Below are 16,213 nucleotides of genomic sequence, written 5' to 3'. Positions count from 1 at the left end.
GGCGCGACCGAACGGATGTCACGGAAAATTCATCTTTGGGGTGCAGGGTGTTGCCCCTGCCCCTGCGTGCCACGGCGGCAGGCAGGGGCAAGCGGCGCTGGCCGGCTAGAAAGGTCGGCCAATGGCGTTGCAGATATTGGGGTTGCCGATACTGCGCAGGCTGGCGGGCGTCACGAAGGCGTTCCGTATCGCAGCCTTCCAGATCGCCGGCAAGGGTTGCAGGTTGTTGTTGAGCAGTGCCGCATCGTTAGTGACCAGCGAACCGTACTGGCGGGCAAAGAACGCCCGCACCTGGGCGGTTTGCGCCGCATCGGCGTAGCACTGGCTGAAAATCGCGGTGCTAAAGCCCAGGATCGGATACCCGACGCTGGGAAATGGCACCACCGAGGGGTCATTGCCATCGAACGAAGCGGCGAACACCGGTACCCACCTGATGGGGTCGCTGAACGGGCCGGTCGATAGGTTCGCCGTCGGCGGGCTGATCAGGCTGATGGCGTTGACGATGTTCGCCGGTGTCGGGGCTATCCCCCCTACCCGCGCTACCTTGCTGCCATCTTCCAGCCCGGCAAGGGTGCTGGATGCGTGGCTCGAACCGATGAAGGTCACACTCCCCGGGGTTGCATTGAGCACTTCCATGATCTGGGGGCTGCCCTGCGCGCTCTTGGCGGTCTGTGGCACCGAGGCTGGATAAGCGTTGGCGAAGAACCGGGTCACCGCGAAAGGCCCGGCCGGTTCAGAGCACTTGGCATTGAGAAAACGGGTAAACAGCTCGGTGGTGCCACTGGGCCCTTGCGGGTAGACCACCGTCAGTGGTCCGTAAGTGCCTGCACCGCTCGACAGGTACTCCCAACGGTCCAGCCGGCCCGAGAAGATCCCGCACACGTCATTGACGCTCAGGTCCAGGTTGCCAATGCCGGCCTTGTTGAAGCGGATCGCCACCGCCGTGGCGGCGACGGGCACCTGGATCAACGGCCCCCAGCTCGCGCCATGGGCCATGGAGTAGCCGTCGAGCTCGTTGCCTCTCAACTTCGATTCAGTGGCCACCCAGTGCACGTTCCGGGCAGGGGCGCCCGGAATCAGGCGGTTGTAGTCGTTGTTCAGAAAGGCTTCCTTGTCCCCGAGATCAGAGCCGATGTAGGGCGCAAAACCCGCCGTCAGTACGCCGGGCGCCAGGTAGTACGACTGCGGCAGCGTCGACCCGCCACCGTTGATATCCGCCAGGGCCAACTGGGCACATAGGGCGCTGCCCACCAGTGACGTGGCTAACCAATGCATTTTGAACATGACATGACTCCTGTCGTATCAGGACGGGCGAGCACTCGTGCCGGACCGTTGTGCCGAGCATGAAAAAAATCAGCAACGGTCGAAACCGTTGCTGATCCGGGTGCTGCAGGTATCGGACGCGAAAGTTACAGCGGACGGCCGATGGCGTTGCAGACGCTGGCGTTACCGATGCTCAGGCCGCTGGAGGCAGTGACGAACGAGTCACGTACTGCGGTTTTCCAGGCAGCTGGCAGAGGCACGAAGCGGTTGTTGTTGATGGCGGTGTCGTTGTTCACCAGGGCACCGTAGTGACGGCTGAAGAAAGCCCGTACTTGCGAAGTCTGGTTAGCGTCGGCGTAGCACTGGCTGAAGATCAGGTTGGTGAAGCCCAGGATTGGGTAACCGCTGGTTGGGTACAGGCGCAGGCTCTTGTCGCTTGGGTTGGCGTCGATGTTGGCCTGGGAAGTGAAGACAGGAACCCACAGGTTCTGGTCGCCACGAACAGTGGTATCAGGCACGGCAACCGCGGCGATAGCCGAGGAAACGTTGGCAGGCGCCGGGGAAACGCCAGCCACCTTGGCCACCTTGGTAGCGTCGTCCAGGCCGGCCAGGGTCGGCGCGGCGTAGTCCGGGCTCATGTAGGTGATGCGACCGTCGCCAGCGTTCAGCGCGTCCATGACGCCTTGGCTGGTAACAGCGGCAACCGCACCGGCAGGCAGGCCGCCCGAGTAGCTGGAAGCGAAGTTGGTGGTCACGGCGAAGGTGCCGGTCTCGGCGCACTTGGCGTTCAGGAAGCGGGTGAACAGCTCGGTGGTGCCGCTGCTTTCATTGCGGTAAACCACGGTGATGGCGCCGGTACGGCCCGAAGTCGGAAGCTGCTCCCACTTGGAAACGCGCCCCGAGAACACGCCGCACAGGTCATTGACGCTCAGGTCAACGGCGGTGGAACCAGCCTTGTTGAATGGAACGGCAACCGAAGTGGCCACCGAAGGCACCTGGATCAGCTTGCCCCAGGCCGCTTGGTGATTGTCTTCATAACCTTTGAGCTCTGCTGCGCTGAGCTTGGAATCGCTACCGGCCCAGTGCACGTTCTTGCCGGTGGTGCCGGCCACGAACTTGGTGTAGTCGTTGTTCAGGAAGGCAGCCTTGCCGTTGCCGCTGCCTACGCCGATGTAGGGAGCGAAGCCGGCGGTCAGTACGCCAGCGGTCTGGTACAGCGGTTGTGGCAGGGTTGCGCCACCGCCGTTGATATCAGCCATTGCAGCCTGTGCCGAGCACAGGGCAGCCAGGGTCAGGGATGCCGCGAGAACGTTGCGCTTAAACATGAAGAATCTCCTTTCGTCGTGTTCGTACGTTGGGTGAATAGCTCTTGCATGACGCCATGGCACTCGGGCCAGAAGCCTTGATCCAGACGGCTTGATGGGTGAGGCCATGGGGAGAGAAGTTCGCAGTTTCCGGTGACAGATAAAGGAAAAAACCTCGGGAGAAAGCGCCTGTTTTTGCAAAAGATTCTCGGGTGTTTGTCCGAGGTTTTCGCGCCTTTCCCGGGAAAATGACCGCCAGGTTGCCGGGGCTGGAAGCGGCATTGCCCTGCAAGCGCCGAGGGGGCTGGCCACCGGGTCTGAACATGACAGAACGAGGAACCCGAGGTTGGCCCGTTGCCCGGTCGGGAGTGAGGCACGCGGCGCGAAATTTTATGGCTGCCCTGCCCTGTGCTTCGCACCACCGCTTCGCTCTCGTAGGAGCCGGCTTGCCGGCGAAGAGGCCCGCCAGCCCTGCATCGCCGCTGCCGACGCCTTCGCTGGCAAGCCAGCGCCTACGGACCGGGCCAGACCGGGCCGGACGGGGTCAGGTCGGGCGGGGTTGTGCGGTTCAGGTGACCAGCTGGTTGATCTCGATGATCGGCAGCAGTACCGCCATCACGATCACCAGCACCACACCGCCCATCACCACGATCATCAAGGGTTCGAGCAAGGCGGTCATGCCCATGGCCCGACGCTCGATATCCCGCGACAGGGTCTGCGCCGCCCGTTCCAGCATCGGCGGCAAGGCGCCGGTCTTCTCGCCGCTGGCGATCAGGTGGATCAGCACCGGCGGAAAGACTTTTTCCACCCGCAGCGCCGCCGCCAGGTTGGCGCCTTCGCGCACCTTGGCCGTGGCCTCGCTCACGCTCTGGCTCAGGCGGTCGTTGGACAGGGTCTGGCGCGCCGCTTCCAGGGCCCGCAACAAAGGCACCCCGGCGCTGCCGAGGATCGCCAGGGTCGAGGCAAAACGCGCGGTGTTCAGCCCCAGGACAAAGCGCCCGATCAGCGGCAGGCGCAGGATCCGGCTGTGCCAGTTCAAGCGCGCCCGGGGGTTGCGCAGGTACACCCGCCAGCCCCAGAACCCGGCGACCATGGCGGCAAAGCACAGGCCGCCCCAGGCACGGATGAAATCACTGGCATTGAGCATGGCCAGGGTCAGCCCCGGCAGGTCCTGGCGCGCCTGGGAGAAGGCACTGACCACCTGAGGCACCACATAGCTGAGCAGGAAGATCACGATGCCTATGGACACCAGCCCCACCACCCCCGGGTAGATAAAGGCGGTGAGGATCTTGCCCCGCAGGCCGTTGCGCTCTTCGATGTAGTCCGCCAGCCGCTCCATGACCTGGGCCAGGTCGCCGGACTCTTCGCCGGCGGCGATCAGCGCCCGGTAGATCTCCGGAAAATCCCTGGGCCGCGCCGCCAGGGCCTCGGCCAGGCGCATGCCGCTGCGCACATCCGCGCGCACCGCGCTCAGGGTCTGGGCGATGTGCTTGCGCTCGGCCTGCTCCACCGTGGCGCTCAGCGCGGCCTCCAGCGGCAGGCTGGCCCCCAGCAGGCTGGCCAGCTGGCGGGTGGCCCAGGCCAGGTCGTTGTCCGAGAGCCTGGGGCGCAGCAGCCCCCCTGCTCCGCCGTCGCCGCCGTTGCCATCGAGCTGCACCAGCAAGGCGGTCAGGCCGCGGCTGCGCAGGCTGGCGAAGGCCGCACCCTGGCTGTCGGCTTCCAGGTGCCCGGATTCGATCTTGCCGAGGGCGTCGGCGGCTTCATAGCGATAGCGATTCATCAGGCGTCCCGTGTCACACGCAGGATTTCTTCCGGCGCGGTGGCGCCGCTGCGCACCCAGCGTTCACCGTCCTCGCGCATGCTGAACATCCCGGCCCGGCGCGCGGCGGCACGCAGGGCCTGCTCCTCGGCGCCCTGGTGGATCAGGCTGCGCACATCGTCATCGATGCAGAACAGCTCATGGATCCCGGTTCGCCCGCTGTAGCCGATGTGGTTGCAGGCCGGGCAGCCCACCGGGCGCCAGGTGTCGGGGTTGGCCGGGTCCTGCTCCTTGCACTGGCTGCACAGGCGCCGCACCAGGCGCTGGGCCAGCACCCCGAGCATCGACGAGGCCAGGAGAAACGGCTCCACCCCCATGTCGATCAGGCGGTTGACCGCCGATACCGCGTCGTTGGTGTGCAGGGTCGCCAGCACCAGGTGCCCGGTGAGCGAGGCCTGGACCGCGATCTGCGCGGTCTCCAGGTCGCGGATCTCGCCGATCATGATGATGTCCGGGTCCTGGCGCAGGATCGCCCGCAGGGCCAGGGCGAAGGTCATGTCGATCTTGGCGTTGACCTGGATCTGGCTGATGCCCGGCAGGTCGTATTCCACCGGGTCCTCGACGGTGAGGATATTGCTGGTGCTGGCATCCAGCCGGGCCAGGGCCGCGTAGAGGCTGGTGGTCTTGCCGCTGCCGGTGGGCCCGGTGACCAGGACGATGCCGTGGGGCTGGCGGATCAGGGTATCCAGGCGCGCCAGCAGGTCCGGGTCCATGCCCAGGGTTTCCAGTTGCAGGCGCCCGGCCTGCTTGTCCAGCAGGCGCATCACCACCCGCTCGCCATGCCCGGTGGGCACCGTGGACACACGAATATCGATGGGCCGCCCGGCCACCCGCAGGGCGATGCGCCCGTCCTGGGGCAGGCGTTTTTCGGCGATGTCCAGCTGGGCCATGATCTTGATCCGCGACACCAGCGCGCCGTGCAGCGCCTTGCGTGGCGACACCACGTCGCGCAGGGTGCCGTCGACCCGGTAGCGCACCACCGAATGGGTCTCGAAGGGTTCGATATGGATATCGCTGGCCTCGTCCCGCGCGGCCTGGGTGAGCAAGGCGTTGATCATGCGGATCACCGGGGCGCCGTCCTGGGTGTCCAGCAGGTCGGTGATTTCCGGCATGTCCTGCATCAGGCGGTCCAGGTCCACCTCGTTCTCCGCCGCCCCGACCACCGCTGCTGCGCTGCCGGTGTCGGCGTAGGCGGTGGCCAGCAGGCCGTCGAGTTCCTCGTCGCGAATCCGCTCCAGGCGCGCCGGGCCGAACTGGCGGCGGGCTTCGCTGATGGACCAGCCAGGCGTCGAGGGGCACACCAGCAGCACCGCGCCCTGCTCGGTGTGGCGCAGGAGGATGCGCTGGGACTTGGCCCAGGCGTAGGGCAACTGGGTGGTCATGGCTGTGGCTCCTTGTGGGGTGCGGCGCCATTGCGTGGGCTGCCACGGTGAAACCCGCGATGCCCGCCGGCCTGGAAAAGAATGGGGGCATCCCCCATAAGGCGCCGGCTTGCCAGCGCAGGCGCCAGCAAGATCAGCGCCCGATCCACGGGCCTCTTCGCCGGCAAGCCGGTGCCTACGAAGGGCTTGGCAGCCCGGATTTGGGGCCCCTTTGCCCCGTTCATTGCACCGGCACCGCGCGAATCGGCGCCCGCGGCGTCTGCGGTACGCCCTGCAGGGACACCGGCACTGCCCCGGGGATCGCCTTGCTCGCCGCAGGCAGTTGCGGCGCCTGGATATCCGGCATCACCCAACTGCGCTCCGGCTGCAACTGGCCCTGTACCCGGCGCATGAAGTCATAGCGATTGAGGGTAATGCTGCGCCCCGCGCCACTGTCGCGAATGATGTAGGGCCGCAGGAACACCATCAGGTTGGTCTTGGTCACGCTGCGCTTGTCGTTGCGAAACAGCACCCCGAGCCCGGGGATGTTCGACAGCCACGGCACTGCGTCGTTGCTCTGGCTGTAGCCGTCCTGCAGCAGGCCGCCGAGCACCATGATCTGCCCGTCATCCAGCAGGATGCTGGTGTCGATCGCCCGCTTGTTGGTCACGGTGCCGGCGTCCACCGAAGCCCGCTGGTCGACGCTGCTGACCTCCTGGTAGATGTCCAGCTTCACCGTGCCGCCTTCGGAGATCTGCGGCCGCACATTGAGCTTCAGGCCCACTTCTTCACGCTGCACGGTCTGGAACGGGTTGTTGCTGGTGCCGCCACCGCCGGTCACATAGCTGCCGGTGACAAAGGGAATGGTCTGGCCGACGAAGATGCTCGCCGCCTCGTTGTCCAGGGTCAACAGGTTGGGCGTCGACAACACGTTGGTGCCGCCCTTGCTCTTCAGGGCCCGGGCCAGGACCTTGAGGTCCAGCACCTTGCCGATCCCCGGGATGTCCACCGTGCCGTTGACCACGCCGACGTTCAGGCCCTTGGGCAACACGTCGATGCTGGTCTTGCTCGCCGGCGTGCCCACCAGCCCGCTGCCGCCGAGGTTGACCCCGCCAAAGCCACCGCGCCCGCCGAGGTTGCCGGCCTGCCACTGCACGCCGAACTCGCTGGCATCGTCTTCGCTGACTTCGACGATCAGGCTCTCGATCACCACCTGGGCACGACGCTGGTCGAGCTGGTCGATGACCTCCCGCAGGTTGCGGTACAGCGGGTCCGGCGCCGAGATCAGCAAGGTGTTGGTGGTGGCATCGGCCTGGATGGTCACGCCACCGGCACTGAAGGCGGTGTTCTGGTCATTCTGCTGGCCCGTGCCGCCCTGGCCGGCGCTGCTGCCCTGGCCGTAGGCACCACTGCCGCTGCTGCTGTTGTTCAGGTTGCCACTGGCGGTGGGCGTGCCGCTGCTGTTCTGGCTCGCGCCCTGGGCGCCCTGGCTGTTGCCGCCCATGCCGCTGAGCATGGCCCGGGCGCCGTCGCTGCCGGCGCTGTCGCTTTCCCCGGTGAGCAGCCCGCGCAGGGCCTGGGCCAGCTTGCCGGCCTGGGCGTTGCGCAGGTACACCACGTGCAGGTTGCTGGGGTTGCTCTGGGCGTTGTCCAGTTTGTAGATCAGGTTGCGCGCCAGTTCGGTGCGCTCCGGGCTGCCGGCGCGGATGATGATGGAGTTGGAACGCGGGTCGCCGATCACGCTGATCTTCTGGGTCTGGTCGGCGCCCTGGGTTTCCAGCAGTTCGGCGACCATGGTGGCGATGTCCACGGCGATGCCGTTCTGCACCGCCACCACATCGGTGTCGATGGCGCTCGGGGTGTCGATGCCGTTGATGATCTGCGCCACCCGCTGCAGGTTCTCCGCGTAGTCGGTGACCACGATGGTGTTGTTGCCCGGGTAGGCATTGATCGGGTTGTTCGGCGAGACGATGGGCCGCAGCACCGGAATCAGGTTCACCGCATTTTCATATTGCAGGCGGAAGGTGCGGGTCAGCATGCCGTTGCCCGCCGGCTTGTCGGCGCTGTAGATCGGCCCGCCCAGCAGCTTGGCGTCGGCTTCGGGCACCACCTGGGCCACCCCGCCCACGTCCACCACGGAGAAACCCTGCATGCGCAGGGCCGCCAGCAGCATGTCGTAGGCCTGGTGCGCCGGCACCTGGCCTTCGCTGACCAGGGTCAGGTTGCCCTTGACCCGTGGGTCCACCAGGAACTGCTGGCCGGTGGAACGGGACAGCGCGCGCACCACCGCCTGGATATCGGCGTCGACGAAGTTCAGTTGCACCGGCTGATCCCCCAGAGGATTGCGCGGCACGCTGGTGCTGCGCGACGTGCCCTGGGCGCGGCTGCTGCTGGTCACCGGGTGCAGGACTTTCGGCCGTTGCGCCTGCTGCGCCTGCAAGCGCTCGCGGTCCGCCAGCAGATCGCCGCTGCGCCGGGTGTCGGCCAGGGGCTGGCCCAGCTCGCTGTCCACCAGCAAGGGCGGCGGCGTGGTGGAGGTGGTGTTGCTGCAAGCCCCCAGCGCCAGCAGCAGAAAAGGTGCGGCCTTGCGACACTGGCGCACGTAGTTGGAACCTGACCACTTCATGAAGCTTCCTTAGCGCCCTGCGCCTGATCCATGCGAACGGTCCCGGACAGTGTGCCTGCCGAGTCTTGGGCGGCGGCCGCGTCTGCGCGTTGCAGACGAGCCTCCACCACCTGCAGTGAAAACTGCCGGGGAGCCCCCAGCAGCCAGCCGACCACGGCATCCGCCGGGGCCTGCTCAAAGGTCAACCGCCAGCTCTCGGGGCCGGCTTGATCCGCGTGTTGCAACTGGTAGCGGCCCTGGAGCCCGGCCGCATCCAGGGCCTGGCGCAGGGCCTGTTCCAGGCTTTCGCCCGGGGCATTGCGAGGGCCCGCCGCGACCTCGTGCAGCAGCACTTCCAGGGCCTCGGCCTGGGAGCGCAGCTTGGGTGTCTCGGCTTGCCAGTAGTCGATCTTCTTCAGCGGCGGCTGGATCAGCAGCAACCACAGCAACAGCCCCAGCAACCCCAGGGCAGTGGCCCCCAGCAAGCGCTTTTCCCGCAGGGCCAGGCCGTTCCAGTGGCCCAGGGCCTGGGCCCGCAGGCGCGACCAGCGCGCCCGATACGGCGCCAGCATGGCCTTATTCATTGTCTTCTCCCGTTGCCTCGGCTGTGCTCTCTTCGGCTGGAGCCTGCCCCGGGGCCAGGCTCCAGCCATTGCCCTGGGCCTGGACGCTGTAGCCGGCCTGGATCAGGGCCCCCTGCCAGGCGCTGTCGGCGGTTTTCGGGGTGTCTGGCAACAATTGGAGCTGCAAGCGCTGCCCGGAAAACTCCAGGCTTTGCACGCTGCCCACCATGAACGGCATGGCCAGCCCCGCCTGGGCCAGCAGGTGGGCGAAGCCCTGGCTCGGGTCCGCCGCAGCGCCGCTCTGGCGCGCCGCCAGTTGCTGGCGAGCCTGTTGCAACGGATTGAGCACCACCGGCAATTCGGGGAATACCTGCTTCACCCGCTGGCTCATCTGCGCCTTGAGCCGCTGCCCCTGCTCTGCCTCGCGGGCGGCGTACAGGTTCAGGCCCAGCACCCAGACCGCCACCGCCAGGGCGCAGCAGCCCAGGGCCCGGCCCCAGCCTTGGGGGGCGCGGGTGCCGGCCAGCGCGCCGCTGTGCAGGCCCCAGGAAGGCGGCGTGCCGCTCCAGCGCAATTGCGCCGGCAGGGGTTGTGGCGCTGGCAATGGTTGCCCCGGCAGCGCTGGCACTTCGCCGATCCAGCACAGCTCGCTGGCGCTGGCGCGCAACTGCTCCAGGGTCTCGGCCACCAGGGGCTGCACGCTGCCCTGGGTGGCGCTCTGGCGCACCAGCAACTGCTCGTCCAGCAGGCACAGGTTGATCTGCCCCGGGGGCGGCACCGGCAAGGCGTAGGGCGCCGGGTACAGGCCGGCGAGCTTCAACCCGGCCTGCTCCAGCAGCCGCCCCAGGGCCTGCAGGCGTTCCCGGGGCAGCCAGCTCAGCGCCACCTGGCCCTCTGCATCGCGGGGGCCGTGGGCCACATGCATCTGTTCACTGGGGCCGAGGATCAGCGCCTGGGCAGCGCAGGCCACCGCGGCCTTGATCCGCGCAGCGGGCAATTGCGGCAATGGGATCTGGGTCAGCAGGCTGTCCAGTGGATGCAGGAAACACTCCACTGCGGGCGGCTTGTCCCCCTTGCCCGGCAACCCCAGCTGGCCCAGGGCACAGCAACCGGTATCCGTGACCCGCCCGCCACGATCGAGCCTTGCAAAATCCACTCGGCACTGCTGCGGCTGCTCGGTGCCGAGCAACAAGTCCAGGGGCGGCAAGCCGATGCGCAGGCGGCTCATGCGCCCACCCGCGACCAGATCACCTGGGGCATGCGGTCCTCGGGACGGTGCAGCAGCGCTTGCAGGCTGACCCGGCGCTGATCACGGCGGGCCTGGCCCTGAAGCAGGAACCACTCGCTGGTGATGCCGACCTTGATCTGGTCCACCTGCAACTGCGGCAGGCGCAGGCGATTGACGAAGTCGCCACGGTTGATGAACCAGTGCCCGGCGTCACGCTCGGCCACCAGGGCCCGGGCCCGGGACAGATCCAGGCCCGGCACCGCCGCCACCAGCACCTCGGCGCTGGCGGTGTTGCCGTTGATCCAGGTATTGCCCGGCAGGATGCTCACGTACGGCTCCAGGCGCGCCAGCAGTTCCGGGGTCACGCCCTCAAGGCCCAGCAAGTCGTCCAGGCTGCGCAGCATCGGCTGCCTGGGCGCCAGGGTCTGCGCCGCAGCGCCTGCCGAGGTCTGGCGACCGCTGTTGAAACTGCCATGGCGGCTGGTGGCGGCTGGCGCCTGCAGGCGCTGGGGGTAGGAAGCGATCACCCGCTGGCTGATGCGCCGGCCCAGGGCGCCGTCGATGCCGATCAGTTGGCACAACTGCTGGAAGCTCTGCAGTTGCCCCGCATCCACCTGCTGGTTGAACACCAGGTTGCGCAGGTTGAACTTGCCCTGCAGGTCTTGCAGGTGGCCCTGGAACCCGGCGTTGAATCCACCCAGGGCCTGGTCGCCGATGGGCCGCGCCCAGGCCTGGTCGAGGCGTGTCAACACATCACGCTGGCGCGCGTCCCAGAGCAGTTGCCGACTGTATTCCAGGCCGCCCTGAAGCACCCCGGCAGCGACGATCCGTGCCTGTTCGGCTTCCACCGCACGGGTGAAAGAGGTTTGCCGGGTAAGCATGCCCCCGGCGATCACCGCCACCACCGCGGCGATCAGCAAGGCGCTGATGATGGCCATGCCACGCTGCTTCGCCGCACTGGGCGAATGGGCTTTCACGACCGGCCCTATAGTTGCCAGGAGCCGATATCGGCATTCACGCCGTCGCCGTCGGGCTGGCCATCGGCGCCGAGGGAAAACACATCCACTTCGCCGTTGGCACCGGGGTTGAGGTAGTGATACGGGCGGCCCCAGGGGTCATTGGGCAGACGTTCCAGGTAGGAGCGCCAGTTGCTGTCCTTGGCATTGGCCGGGCGCTCCACCAGCACCTTCAGGCCCTGGTTCATGTTCGGGTAGCTGCCGTGGTCCAGGCGATAGAGCTTGAGGGCCTGCATGAGCCCGGCGATGTCCTGCCTGGCCGCCGTGGCCCGTGCCTGGTCCGGGCGATCCAGGACCTTGGGCACCACCATGGCTGCCAGGATCCCGAGGATCACCACCACGACCATGATCTCGATCAGGGTGAAGCCACGCTGGCCGCGCAGGCCTCGGGGCGGGGATGTTACAGGCGCGATATCCATCTCGACATTCCTTGGCGTAAGTTCGATTCGTCGCGCAGTGTTGCAAGAAGATATGTCAGTGGTATTGAAAAACCTCGGGAGTTTCGGTCGCCATTCGGTCAAGCCCGCAGGCTAGTCTGCGAGGCTGTTTCCCGGTCTCGAGCGGCCCATGCAAGCCCTGCGCAAACAAGCTGGTTTCACCCTGATCGAAGTGCTGGTGGCCCTGGCCATCATTGCCGTGGCGATGGCTGCGGCGGTGCGCGTGGCGGGCCTGATGACCCAGAGCAACGGCCTGCTGCGGGACAAATCCCTGGCCTTGCTGGCGGCCCAGAGCCGGGTCGCCGAAGTGCGCCTGGAAGGCCGCCTGAACAGCGGCGTGAAGAACCTCGACTGCGACCAGGGACGGCTCAAGCTGCGCTGCGAAACCCGCATCGCCCCGGGCAGTGCGCCGGGGCTGGTGCGGGTGCAGGTGCAAGTCAGCGACCGCAGCCGCGAGGCGCCGCCGCTTGCGCGCCTGGAAACCCTGGTCAGCCGGCCGCAGGTACAACGCCAGTGAGGCCTAGCGGGTCAACCGCGGCAGCTCCGGTGAGTCCGGCAGCTTGCTGACCTTGATCCGCGACTGCTCGGCGCCGCGCTCGATCAGCACGCCGTCGGCCTCGATCGCAGCCAGGCGCACACCCTGGGTCAGGGTTTCCCCGGCCAGGAAGCTGCGCGGCGGGCCATCGTTCAGATGCAGGATCGCCACTGCGCCACGGGCCCCGGCCATGACCCCGGACACCTTGATCTGCACCTGGGCCGGCTGGTTGGCAAACCACTGCAGGGCCGGGTTGTCGGAACGCGCGGCCAGCACCTGGGGCGCCACCGCCGGGGTCTGGGATTCGGCCGGGGTCAGCAGCAGCGACGACCAGGTGGCGACCCCACCCAGGGCCGCCAGCAAGGCCGCGTACTGCAGCAGTCGAGGGGCATCAAGGCGCGGGGCGAATGACATGGCACGTAGCATCGGGGGGACCTCCTGTTTGTCCGTGCCCCCAGCCTACCGCTCAATTCTCACGGTTTTATTTCACCGGACGATCATCTGCGTCTGGCAGGCTGGTCCGAGGGCCAAGGAGTGCAATCCGATGCAGGCAGGCAAGCAACAAGGCTTCACCCTGATCGAGCTGATGGTGGTGCTGGTGATCATCGGCATTGCCAGCGCGGCCGTGGGCCTGAGCATCAAGCCCGACCCGCTGCAACTGCTGCGCAAGGACGCCGAGCGCCTGGCGCAACTGCTGCAAGTGGCCCAGGCCGAAGCCCGCGCCGATGGTCGGCCGATCACCTGGCGAGCCACGGCCAAGGGCTTTGCCTTCAGCCGCCGGAGCGAATCCGGAGGCGGCATCGATGACTTGCGTGGCGACCCCCAACTGCGCCCCCGGGCCTGGGAAACCCCGGCGCTGCAAGTGCGCATCGAACCCAGGCAGCGCCTGGTATTGAACGCCGAATGGATCAACCCGCCGCTGCGCCTGGTGTTGTCCGACGGCCAGCACAGCCTGAGCCTGGAACGCAGCGCCGCCGGCCAACTGCGGGTGGTGACCCAGCCATGAAGCGTCGGCAGCAGGGGTTCACCCTGATCGAAGTGATGGTGGCGATCATGCTGATGGCGGTGGTCAGCCTGATTGCCTGGCGCGGCCTGTACAGCGTCACCCGGGCCGACAGCCATCTCAAGGCCAGCACCGAACAGACCGAAGAACTGCTGCGCACCCTCAACCAGCTGGAACGTGACGTGGCCCTGCGTGCCGGCACCCAGCTGCGCGAGCCGGCCCTGGGCGACAGCGAAGAAGCCGAGCCCGACAGCCCGGCCCCACTGAGCGTGCGCAGCTCCGACAGCAAGGGCTTTCGCCTGGAGGTGATACGCAGCGCCGCCACCCCGGGGGAAGGCTTGCAACGGGTGCGCTGGTGGCTCAAGGGCGACACCCTGTACCGCGCCGTGGCCGAGCCCCGCGACCGCTACCCTTTGCCCGCGCCGCGCGACGGCGTGGCGGTGCTGAACCGGGTCAGCGACCTGCAAGTACGGGTCTGGGATGCCGACAAAGGCTGGCGCCAGCTCAGCGGCAACCGCCAGGACAGCCCCCTGGGCCTGGAGATCCGCCTGGTGCGCCAGACGCCCCAGGGCGAAGAGCGCTACCGGCAAGTGCTGGGGCCGTTGCAATAACCCTCTCCCGTAGGAGCCGGCTTGCCGGCGAACCGCGTAGCGGCCAGGCCCTGAGAATTCGGCAAATAGCGCCGGCCCCTTCGCTGGCAAGCCAGCTCCTACAGGGGGCTGTTGGTGTTTCGCGGATCAGCTCAGGAGCACCACGCCGCCAGGCAGTTCGGTGCACTTGGCGCCGTAGGCGTCGCGGATCAGCAAGGCCACGCCAGCCAGCTGGTTGAGGTTGAAACGCGCCTGGACCTTGCGCTTGCCCAGTTCGGCATTGAGCAGCACCAGCATTCCCGGGCGGTAGCGGTTGATCTCGCTGATCACCGTGTTGAGGCTGGCGTTGTCGAACACCAGGACCTGTTCGCGCCAGGCGATCACGCTGTGGATGTCCACCACCTGGGGTTCGCCGATGCTGCGCGGGTCGTAGGTCAGCTGGCGGCCGCTGTCCAGGCCAATGCTGCGCCCGGCCACGTCCACTTGCAGGCTGCCTTCGATGCAGGTGACGCACACCTGGTGGTCGGTGTTGCGCAGGTTGAAGCGCGCCTGGCGCGCGCTGAGCCAGCCCTCGCCGGCCTGGACCTTGAGCGGCTGCAGGCGCTGGCTGAAGACTTCCACTTCGCCTTCCAGCAGTTCGATGCCCTGCTCGCCCGCGCCCAGGTCACGCCGGCTGATGCGGGTCTGGGTGTTGAGCTCCAGGCTCACGCCCTCGGCCAGATCCACCCGGCGCTGTTCGCCGACTTCGGTGGCAAAGTCGGCGGTCAATCCGGCAAAGCCGCCCGGCACCGTGAGCCGCACCATGAACAGCGCCGCCGAGGCCGCCAGGGCGCCGCCAAGAAAGGCCCGGCGGCCAAAATGCCGCGGCCGCGCTTGCTGTTCCAGCAGCGCCGCTGCCGGTTGCAGGCAATGCCACAGGGCCTTGGTCTGCTCGAAGGCGGCCGCGTGCTGCGGGCTTTGCCCGCACCATTGGCGCAGCGCCCGGGCATCGGCGGCGGTGGCCCGCCCCGACGTCAGAAGGACCAGCCAGTCCCGGGCTTCGCTCAGCAACTGCTGGTCCGCCGAGGCCTGGGGTGTGGAGATGCTAAAAATGTTCAAGCGCGCAGGTACTCACGGATTGATCAGGGCTCTTTGTCTAGGACGGTTTTCCGGCCCCGGGACCGAACCGCTGAATGACTTTTCTTTCCAGGCGCAGGGCGCAATGGCCGAGGGCTGCCTTGAGTTCCTTCTCCACCATCCGTGTGGAAATGCCGAAGCGCTGGGAAATTTCCAGGTGCGGCGCCTCTTCCAGGCGCGCGGCAATGAAGATCTTGCGGCGCCGCGCCGGGAGTTCGTAGAGGGCCTTGAGCAGGGTCTGGATTTCCTTCTGGCCACCCACCACCCGCGAGGGGTCCTGGGCTTCGTCGGCGATCTGCAACAGCTCCTCGACCTCATCGCCGGTCAGCAGGCGGGCATCGGACTGGCGCCGGTCGGCGGCAATGTTCAGCGCCATGCGGTACAGGTAGGCATTGGGTTGCGCCAGGTTCGGCGGCTCTTCCATGCGGTCGACCCGCAGGTAGGTTTCGTGCAGGACGTCGTTGGCCAGGTCCTCGGACCCCAGGCGCCTGCGCAAGCGCACCCGAAAATCCTCGTAGGACGTCAGGAACAGCCTGACCATCGCACTGTGTCCGGTATTTTTCATACCCCGGAAGCTCCTTCCCATTCCTTGCAGTCCATGCGTTTCCCTGTCGTGTCCGGTATCAAGAGTAAGGTCAGCGGCTGGCGCAACGAGCTCGGTGCCTGGCGCTCGACCCGGGTCTGGGCCAGGCGCTGCACCAGCGCCTCATCCCGTTGCAGGTCGCCGGTGGAACTCACCAGGCGGCTGTGTTGCACCGCTCCGTCGCCGCCGATCCACAGTTGCAGCAGGGCGCGAAAGCTCCCCGGCCGAGTCAGCGCCGAGCCGCACAGGCTGCGTTCCACCGCCCGTTGCAGGGCGCTGGCGTAGCTGCTGTTGAGCCGCGCCGCACGACTGCCCGCCGCGCCGGGCTGCACGGCCGGCTGTGTGGCCTGCGGCACCTGCAGGGTGAAAGCATCGCTGCGGGCGTAGCGGGCCATCAGGCCACTGCCGGCCAACAACCGGCTCAGGCCTTCCCGGGCGCTGTAGTGACCGTTGATCCCCACCGAGCGCCGGCCCCGGGTCAGCTCCCGGTCCACCAGCACCGCCATCCCGGTGGCGCGGCTGAACACCTCCAGGGCATCCGCCAGGTTCTGCGCCGGTATCTCCAGTGCCAGCAGGGCCTGTGAATCCACCCGCGGCGGCCCGCCGGGAGGGCCCTGGGCCCAGCCCGCCGGCATCCACAGCAGTAGCCCGAGCGCCACCACACAGGTCGCCAAGCCCCCGTGCAATGAAGTCCATCGCCCGACCTGCGCTCTGCGTCGCTGCACTGCGGTCCAATCCCTGAAAAGCGTCATCCTGAGGCCAGTTTATGAATCTGGTGTTACGGCCACGG

General features: G+C 67.3%; 16 protein-coding genes. 3 read left to right on the top strand and 13 right to left on the bottom strand.

The window, feature by feature from the left end; translation table 11 throughout:
* Positions 1-105 precede the first annotated feature (105 nt).
* The 9 genes from AC1RMG_RS04090 to gspG form a co-directional block, all read right to left on the bottom strand.
* Entirely contained in the window at positions 106-1,284 is a 1,179-nt protein-coding gene (locus AC1RMG_RS04090; RefSeq protein ID WP_262214711.1) for a substrate-binding domain-containing protein, read from the bottom strand.
* A gap of 125 nt (positions 1,285-1,409) precedes the next feature.
* Positions 1,410-2,588, bottom strand: coding sequence for a substrate-binding domain-containing protein (locus AC1RMG_RS04085; protein WP_011061052.1), 1,179 nt, complete (start codon positions 2,586-2,588; stop codon positions 1,410-1,412).
* Between the two features lie 547 nt (positions 2,589-3,135).
* The gene (gene gspF, locus AC1RMG_RS04080; RefSeq protein ID WP_011061051.1) at positions 3,136-4,347 is read right to left on the bottom strand and encodes a type II secretion system inner membrane protein GspF; all 1,212 of its coding nucleotides are present in this window, start codon (positions 4,345-4,347) and stop codon (positions 3,136-3,138) included.
* Entirely contained in the window at positions 4,347-5,768 is a 1,422-nt protein-coding gene (gene gspE / locus AC1RMG_RS04075; protein WP_493168424.1) for a type II secretion system ATPase GspE, read from the bottom strand. Before gspE ends, gspF begins: the two co-directional genes overlap by 1 nt.
* A 220-nt stretch (positions 5,769-5,988) precedes the next feature.
* Positions 5,989-8,373 carry a type II secretion system secretin GspD gene (gspD, locus tag AC1RMG_RS04070; RefSeq protein WP_093402938.1) on the bottom strand — a complete coding sequence of 795 codons (2,385 nt, stop codon included), beginning with the start codon at positions 8,371-8,373 and terminating at the stop codon, positions 5,989-5,991.
* Positions 8,370-8,936 (bottom strand): type II secretion system protein GspM, encoded by a 567-nt coding sequence (gene gspM / locus AC1RMG_RS04065; RefSeq protein WP_015635434.1) that lies wholly within the window; start codon positions 8,934-8,936, stop codon positions 8,370-8,372. The genes gspD and gspM overlap by 4 nt, the downstream gene beginning before the upstream one ends.
* Entirely contained in the window at positions 8,929-10,143 is a 1,215-nt protein-coding gene (gene gspL / locus AC1RMG_RS04060; protein WP_065363916.1) for a type II secretion system protein GspL, read from the bottom strand. Before gspL ends, gspM begins: the two co-directional genes overlap by 8 nt.
* Positions 10,140-11,120, bottom strand: a complete 981-nt coding sequence (gene gspK, locus AC1RMG_RS04055; protein WP_161466944.1) for a type II secretion system minor pseudopilin GspK — start codon at positions 11,118-11,120, stop codon at positions 10,140-10,142. Before gspK ends, gspL begins: the two co-directional genes overlap by 4 nt.
* 8 nt (positions 11,121-11,128) lie before the next feature.
* Entirely contained in the window at positions 11,129-11,578 is a 450-nt protein-coding gene (gene gspG / locus AC1RMG_RS04050) for a type II secretion system major pseudopilin GspG (protein WP_011061045.1), read from the bottom strand.
* A 148-nt stretch (positions 11,579-11,726) separates the two neighbouring features.
* Between gspG and gspI the strand changes: the two genes are divergently transcribed.
* Entirely contained in the window at positions 11,727-12,113 is a 387-nt protein-coding gene (gene gspI / locus AC1RMG_RS04045; RefSeq protein WP_011061044.1) for a type II secretion system minor pseudopilin GspI, read from the top strand.
* 3 nt (positions 12,114-12,116) lie between these two features.
* On the opposite strand, the gene AC1RMG_RS04040 is transcribed toward gspI, so the two are convergent.
* Positions 12,117-12,545 (bottom strand): type II secretion system protein N, encoded by a 429-nt coding sequence (locus AC1RMG_RS04040; protein WP_011061043.1) that lies wholly within the window; start codon positions 12,543-12,545, stop codon positions 12,117-12,119.
* A 130-nt stretch (positions 12,546-12,675) separates the two neighbouring features.
* Between AC1RMG_RS04040 and gspH the strand changes: the two genes are divergently transcribed.
* On the top strand, positions 12,676-13,137 hold the full coding sequence (gene gspH / locus AC1RMG_RS04035; RefSeq protein ID WP_047336634.1) for a type II secretion system minor pseudopilin GspH: 462 nt from the start codon (positions 12,676-12,678) through the stop codon (positions 13,135-13,137).
* Positions 13,134-13,745, top strand: a complete 612-nt coding sequence (locus tag AC1RMG_RS04030) for a PulJ/GspJ family protein (protein WP_493168420.1) — start codon at positions 13,134-13,136, stop codon at positions 13,743-13,745. Before gspH ends, AC1RMG_RS04030 begins: the two co-directional genes overlap by 4 nt.
* Positions 13,746-13,871: 126 nt before the next feature.
* Here AC1RMG_RS04030 and AC1RMG_RS04025 read toward each other — a convergent pair whose 3' ends face one another.
* The 3 genes from AC1RMG_RS04025 to AC1RMG_RS04015 are packed head-to-tail and all read right to left on the bottom strand — an operon-like array spanning position 13,872 to position 16,058.
* Entirely contained in the window at positions 13,872-14,822 is a 951-nt protein-coding gene (locus AC1RMG_RS04025) for a FecR family protein (protein ID WP_015635428.1), read from the bottom strand.
* Positions 14,823-14,859: 37 nt separating this feature from the next.
* Positions 14,860-15,405, bottom strand: coding sequence for an RNA polymerase sigma factor (locus tag AC1RMG_RS04020; RefSeq protein ID WP_011061039.1), 546 nt, complete (start codon positions 15,403-15,405; stop codon positions 14,860-14,862).
* Entirely contained in the window at positions 15,402-16,058 is a 657-nt protein-coding gene (locus AC1RMG_RS04015) for an STN domain-containing protein (protein WP_370059494.1), read from the bottom strand. The genes AC1RMG_RS04020 and AC1RMG_RS04015 overlap by 4 nt, the downstream gene beginning before the upstream one ends.
* Positions 16,059-16,213: the final 155 nt, after the last annotated feature.

The organism is Pseudomonas sp. GW822-FHT04H02 (genome assembly GCF_058800645.1).
Note: the sequence above shows the minus strand (reverse complement) of the source record. Positions and strands in the feature narration are given on the sequence as shown.

Coding starts and splice junctions, on each gene's coding strand:
- AC1RMG_RS04090 (WP_262214711.1), bottom strand. CDS start 1,284: ATGTTCAAAATGCATTGGTTAGCCACGTCACTGGTGGGCAGCGCCCTA.
- gspH (WP_047336634.1), top strand. CDS start 12,676: ATGCAGGCAGGCAAGCAACAAGGCTTCACCCTGATCGAGCTGATGGTG.
- AC1RMG_RS04020 (WP_011061039.1), bottom strand. CDS start 15,405: ATGAAAAATACCGGACACAGTGCGATGGTCAGGCTGTTCCTGACGTCC.
- gspG (WP_011061045.1), bottom strand. CDS start 11,578: ATGGATATCGCGCCTGTAACATCCCCGCCCCGAGGCCTGCGCGGCCAG.
- gspF (WP_011061051.1), bottom strand. CDS start 4,347: ATGAATCGCTATCGCTATGAAGCCGCCGACGCCCTCGGCAAGATCGAA.
- gspM (WP_015635434.1), bottom strand. CDS start 8,936: ATGAATAAGGCCATGCTGGCGCCGTATCGGGCGCGCTGGTCGCGCCTG.
- gspL (WP_065363916.1), bottom strand. CDS start 10,143: ATGAGCCGCCTGCGCATCGGCTTGCCGCCCCTGGACTTGTTGCTCGGC.
- gspI (WP_011061044.1), top strand. CDS start 11,727: ATGCAAGCCCTGCGCAAACAAGCTGGTTTCACCCTGATCGAAGTGCTG.
- gspD (WP_093402938.1), bottom strand. CDS start 8,373: ATGAAGTGGTCAGGTTCCAACTACGTGCGCCAGTGTCGCAAGGCCGCA.
- gspE (WP_493168424.1), bottom strand. CDS start 5,768: ATGACCACCCAGTTGCCCTACGCCTGGGCCAAGTCCCAGCGCATCCTC.
- AC1RMG_RS04040 (WP_011061043.1), bottom strand. CDS start 12,545: ATGTCATTCGCCCCGCGCCTTGATGCCCCTCGACTGCTGCAGTACGCG.
- AC1RMG_RS04030 (WP_493168420.1), top strand. CDS start 13,134: ATGAAGCGTCGGCAGCAGGGGTTCACCCTGATCGAAGTGATGGTGGCG.
- AC1RMG_RS04015 (WP_370059494.1), bottom strand. CDS start 16,058: ATGCCGGCGGGCTGGGCCCAGGGCCCTCCCGGCGGGCCGCCGCGGGTG.
- AC1RMG_RS04085 (WP_011061052.1), bottom strand. CDS start 2,588: ATGTTTAAGCGCAACGTTCTCGCGGCATCCCTGACCCTGGCTGCCCTG.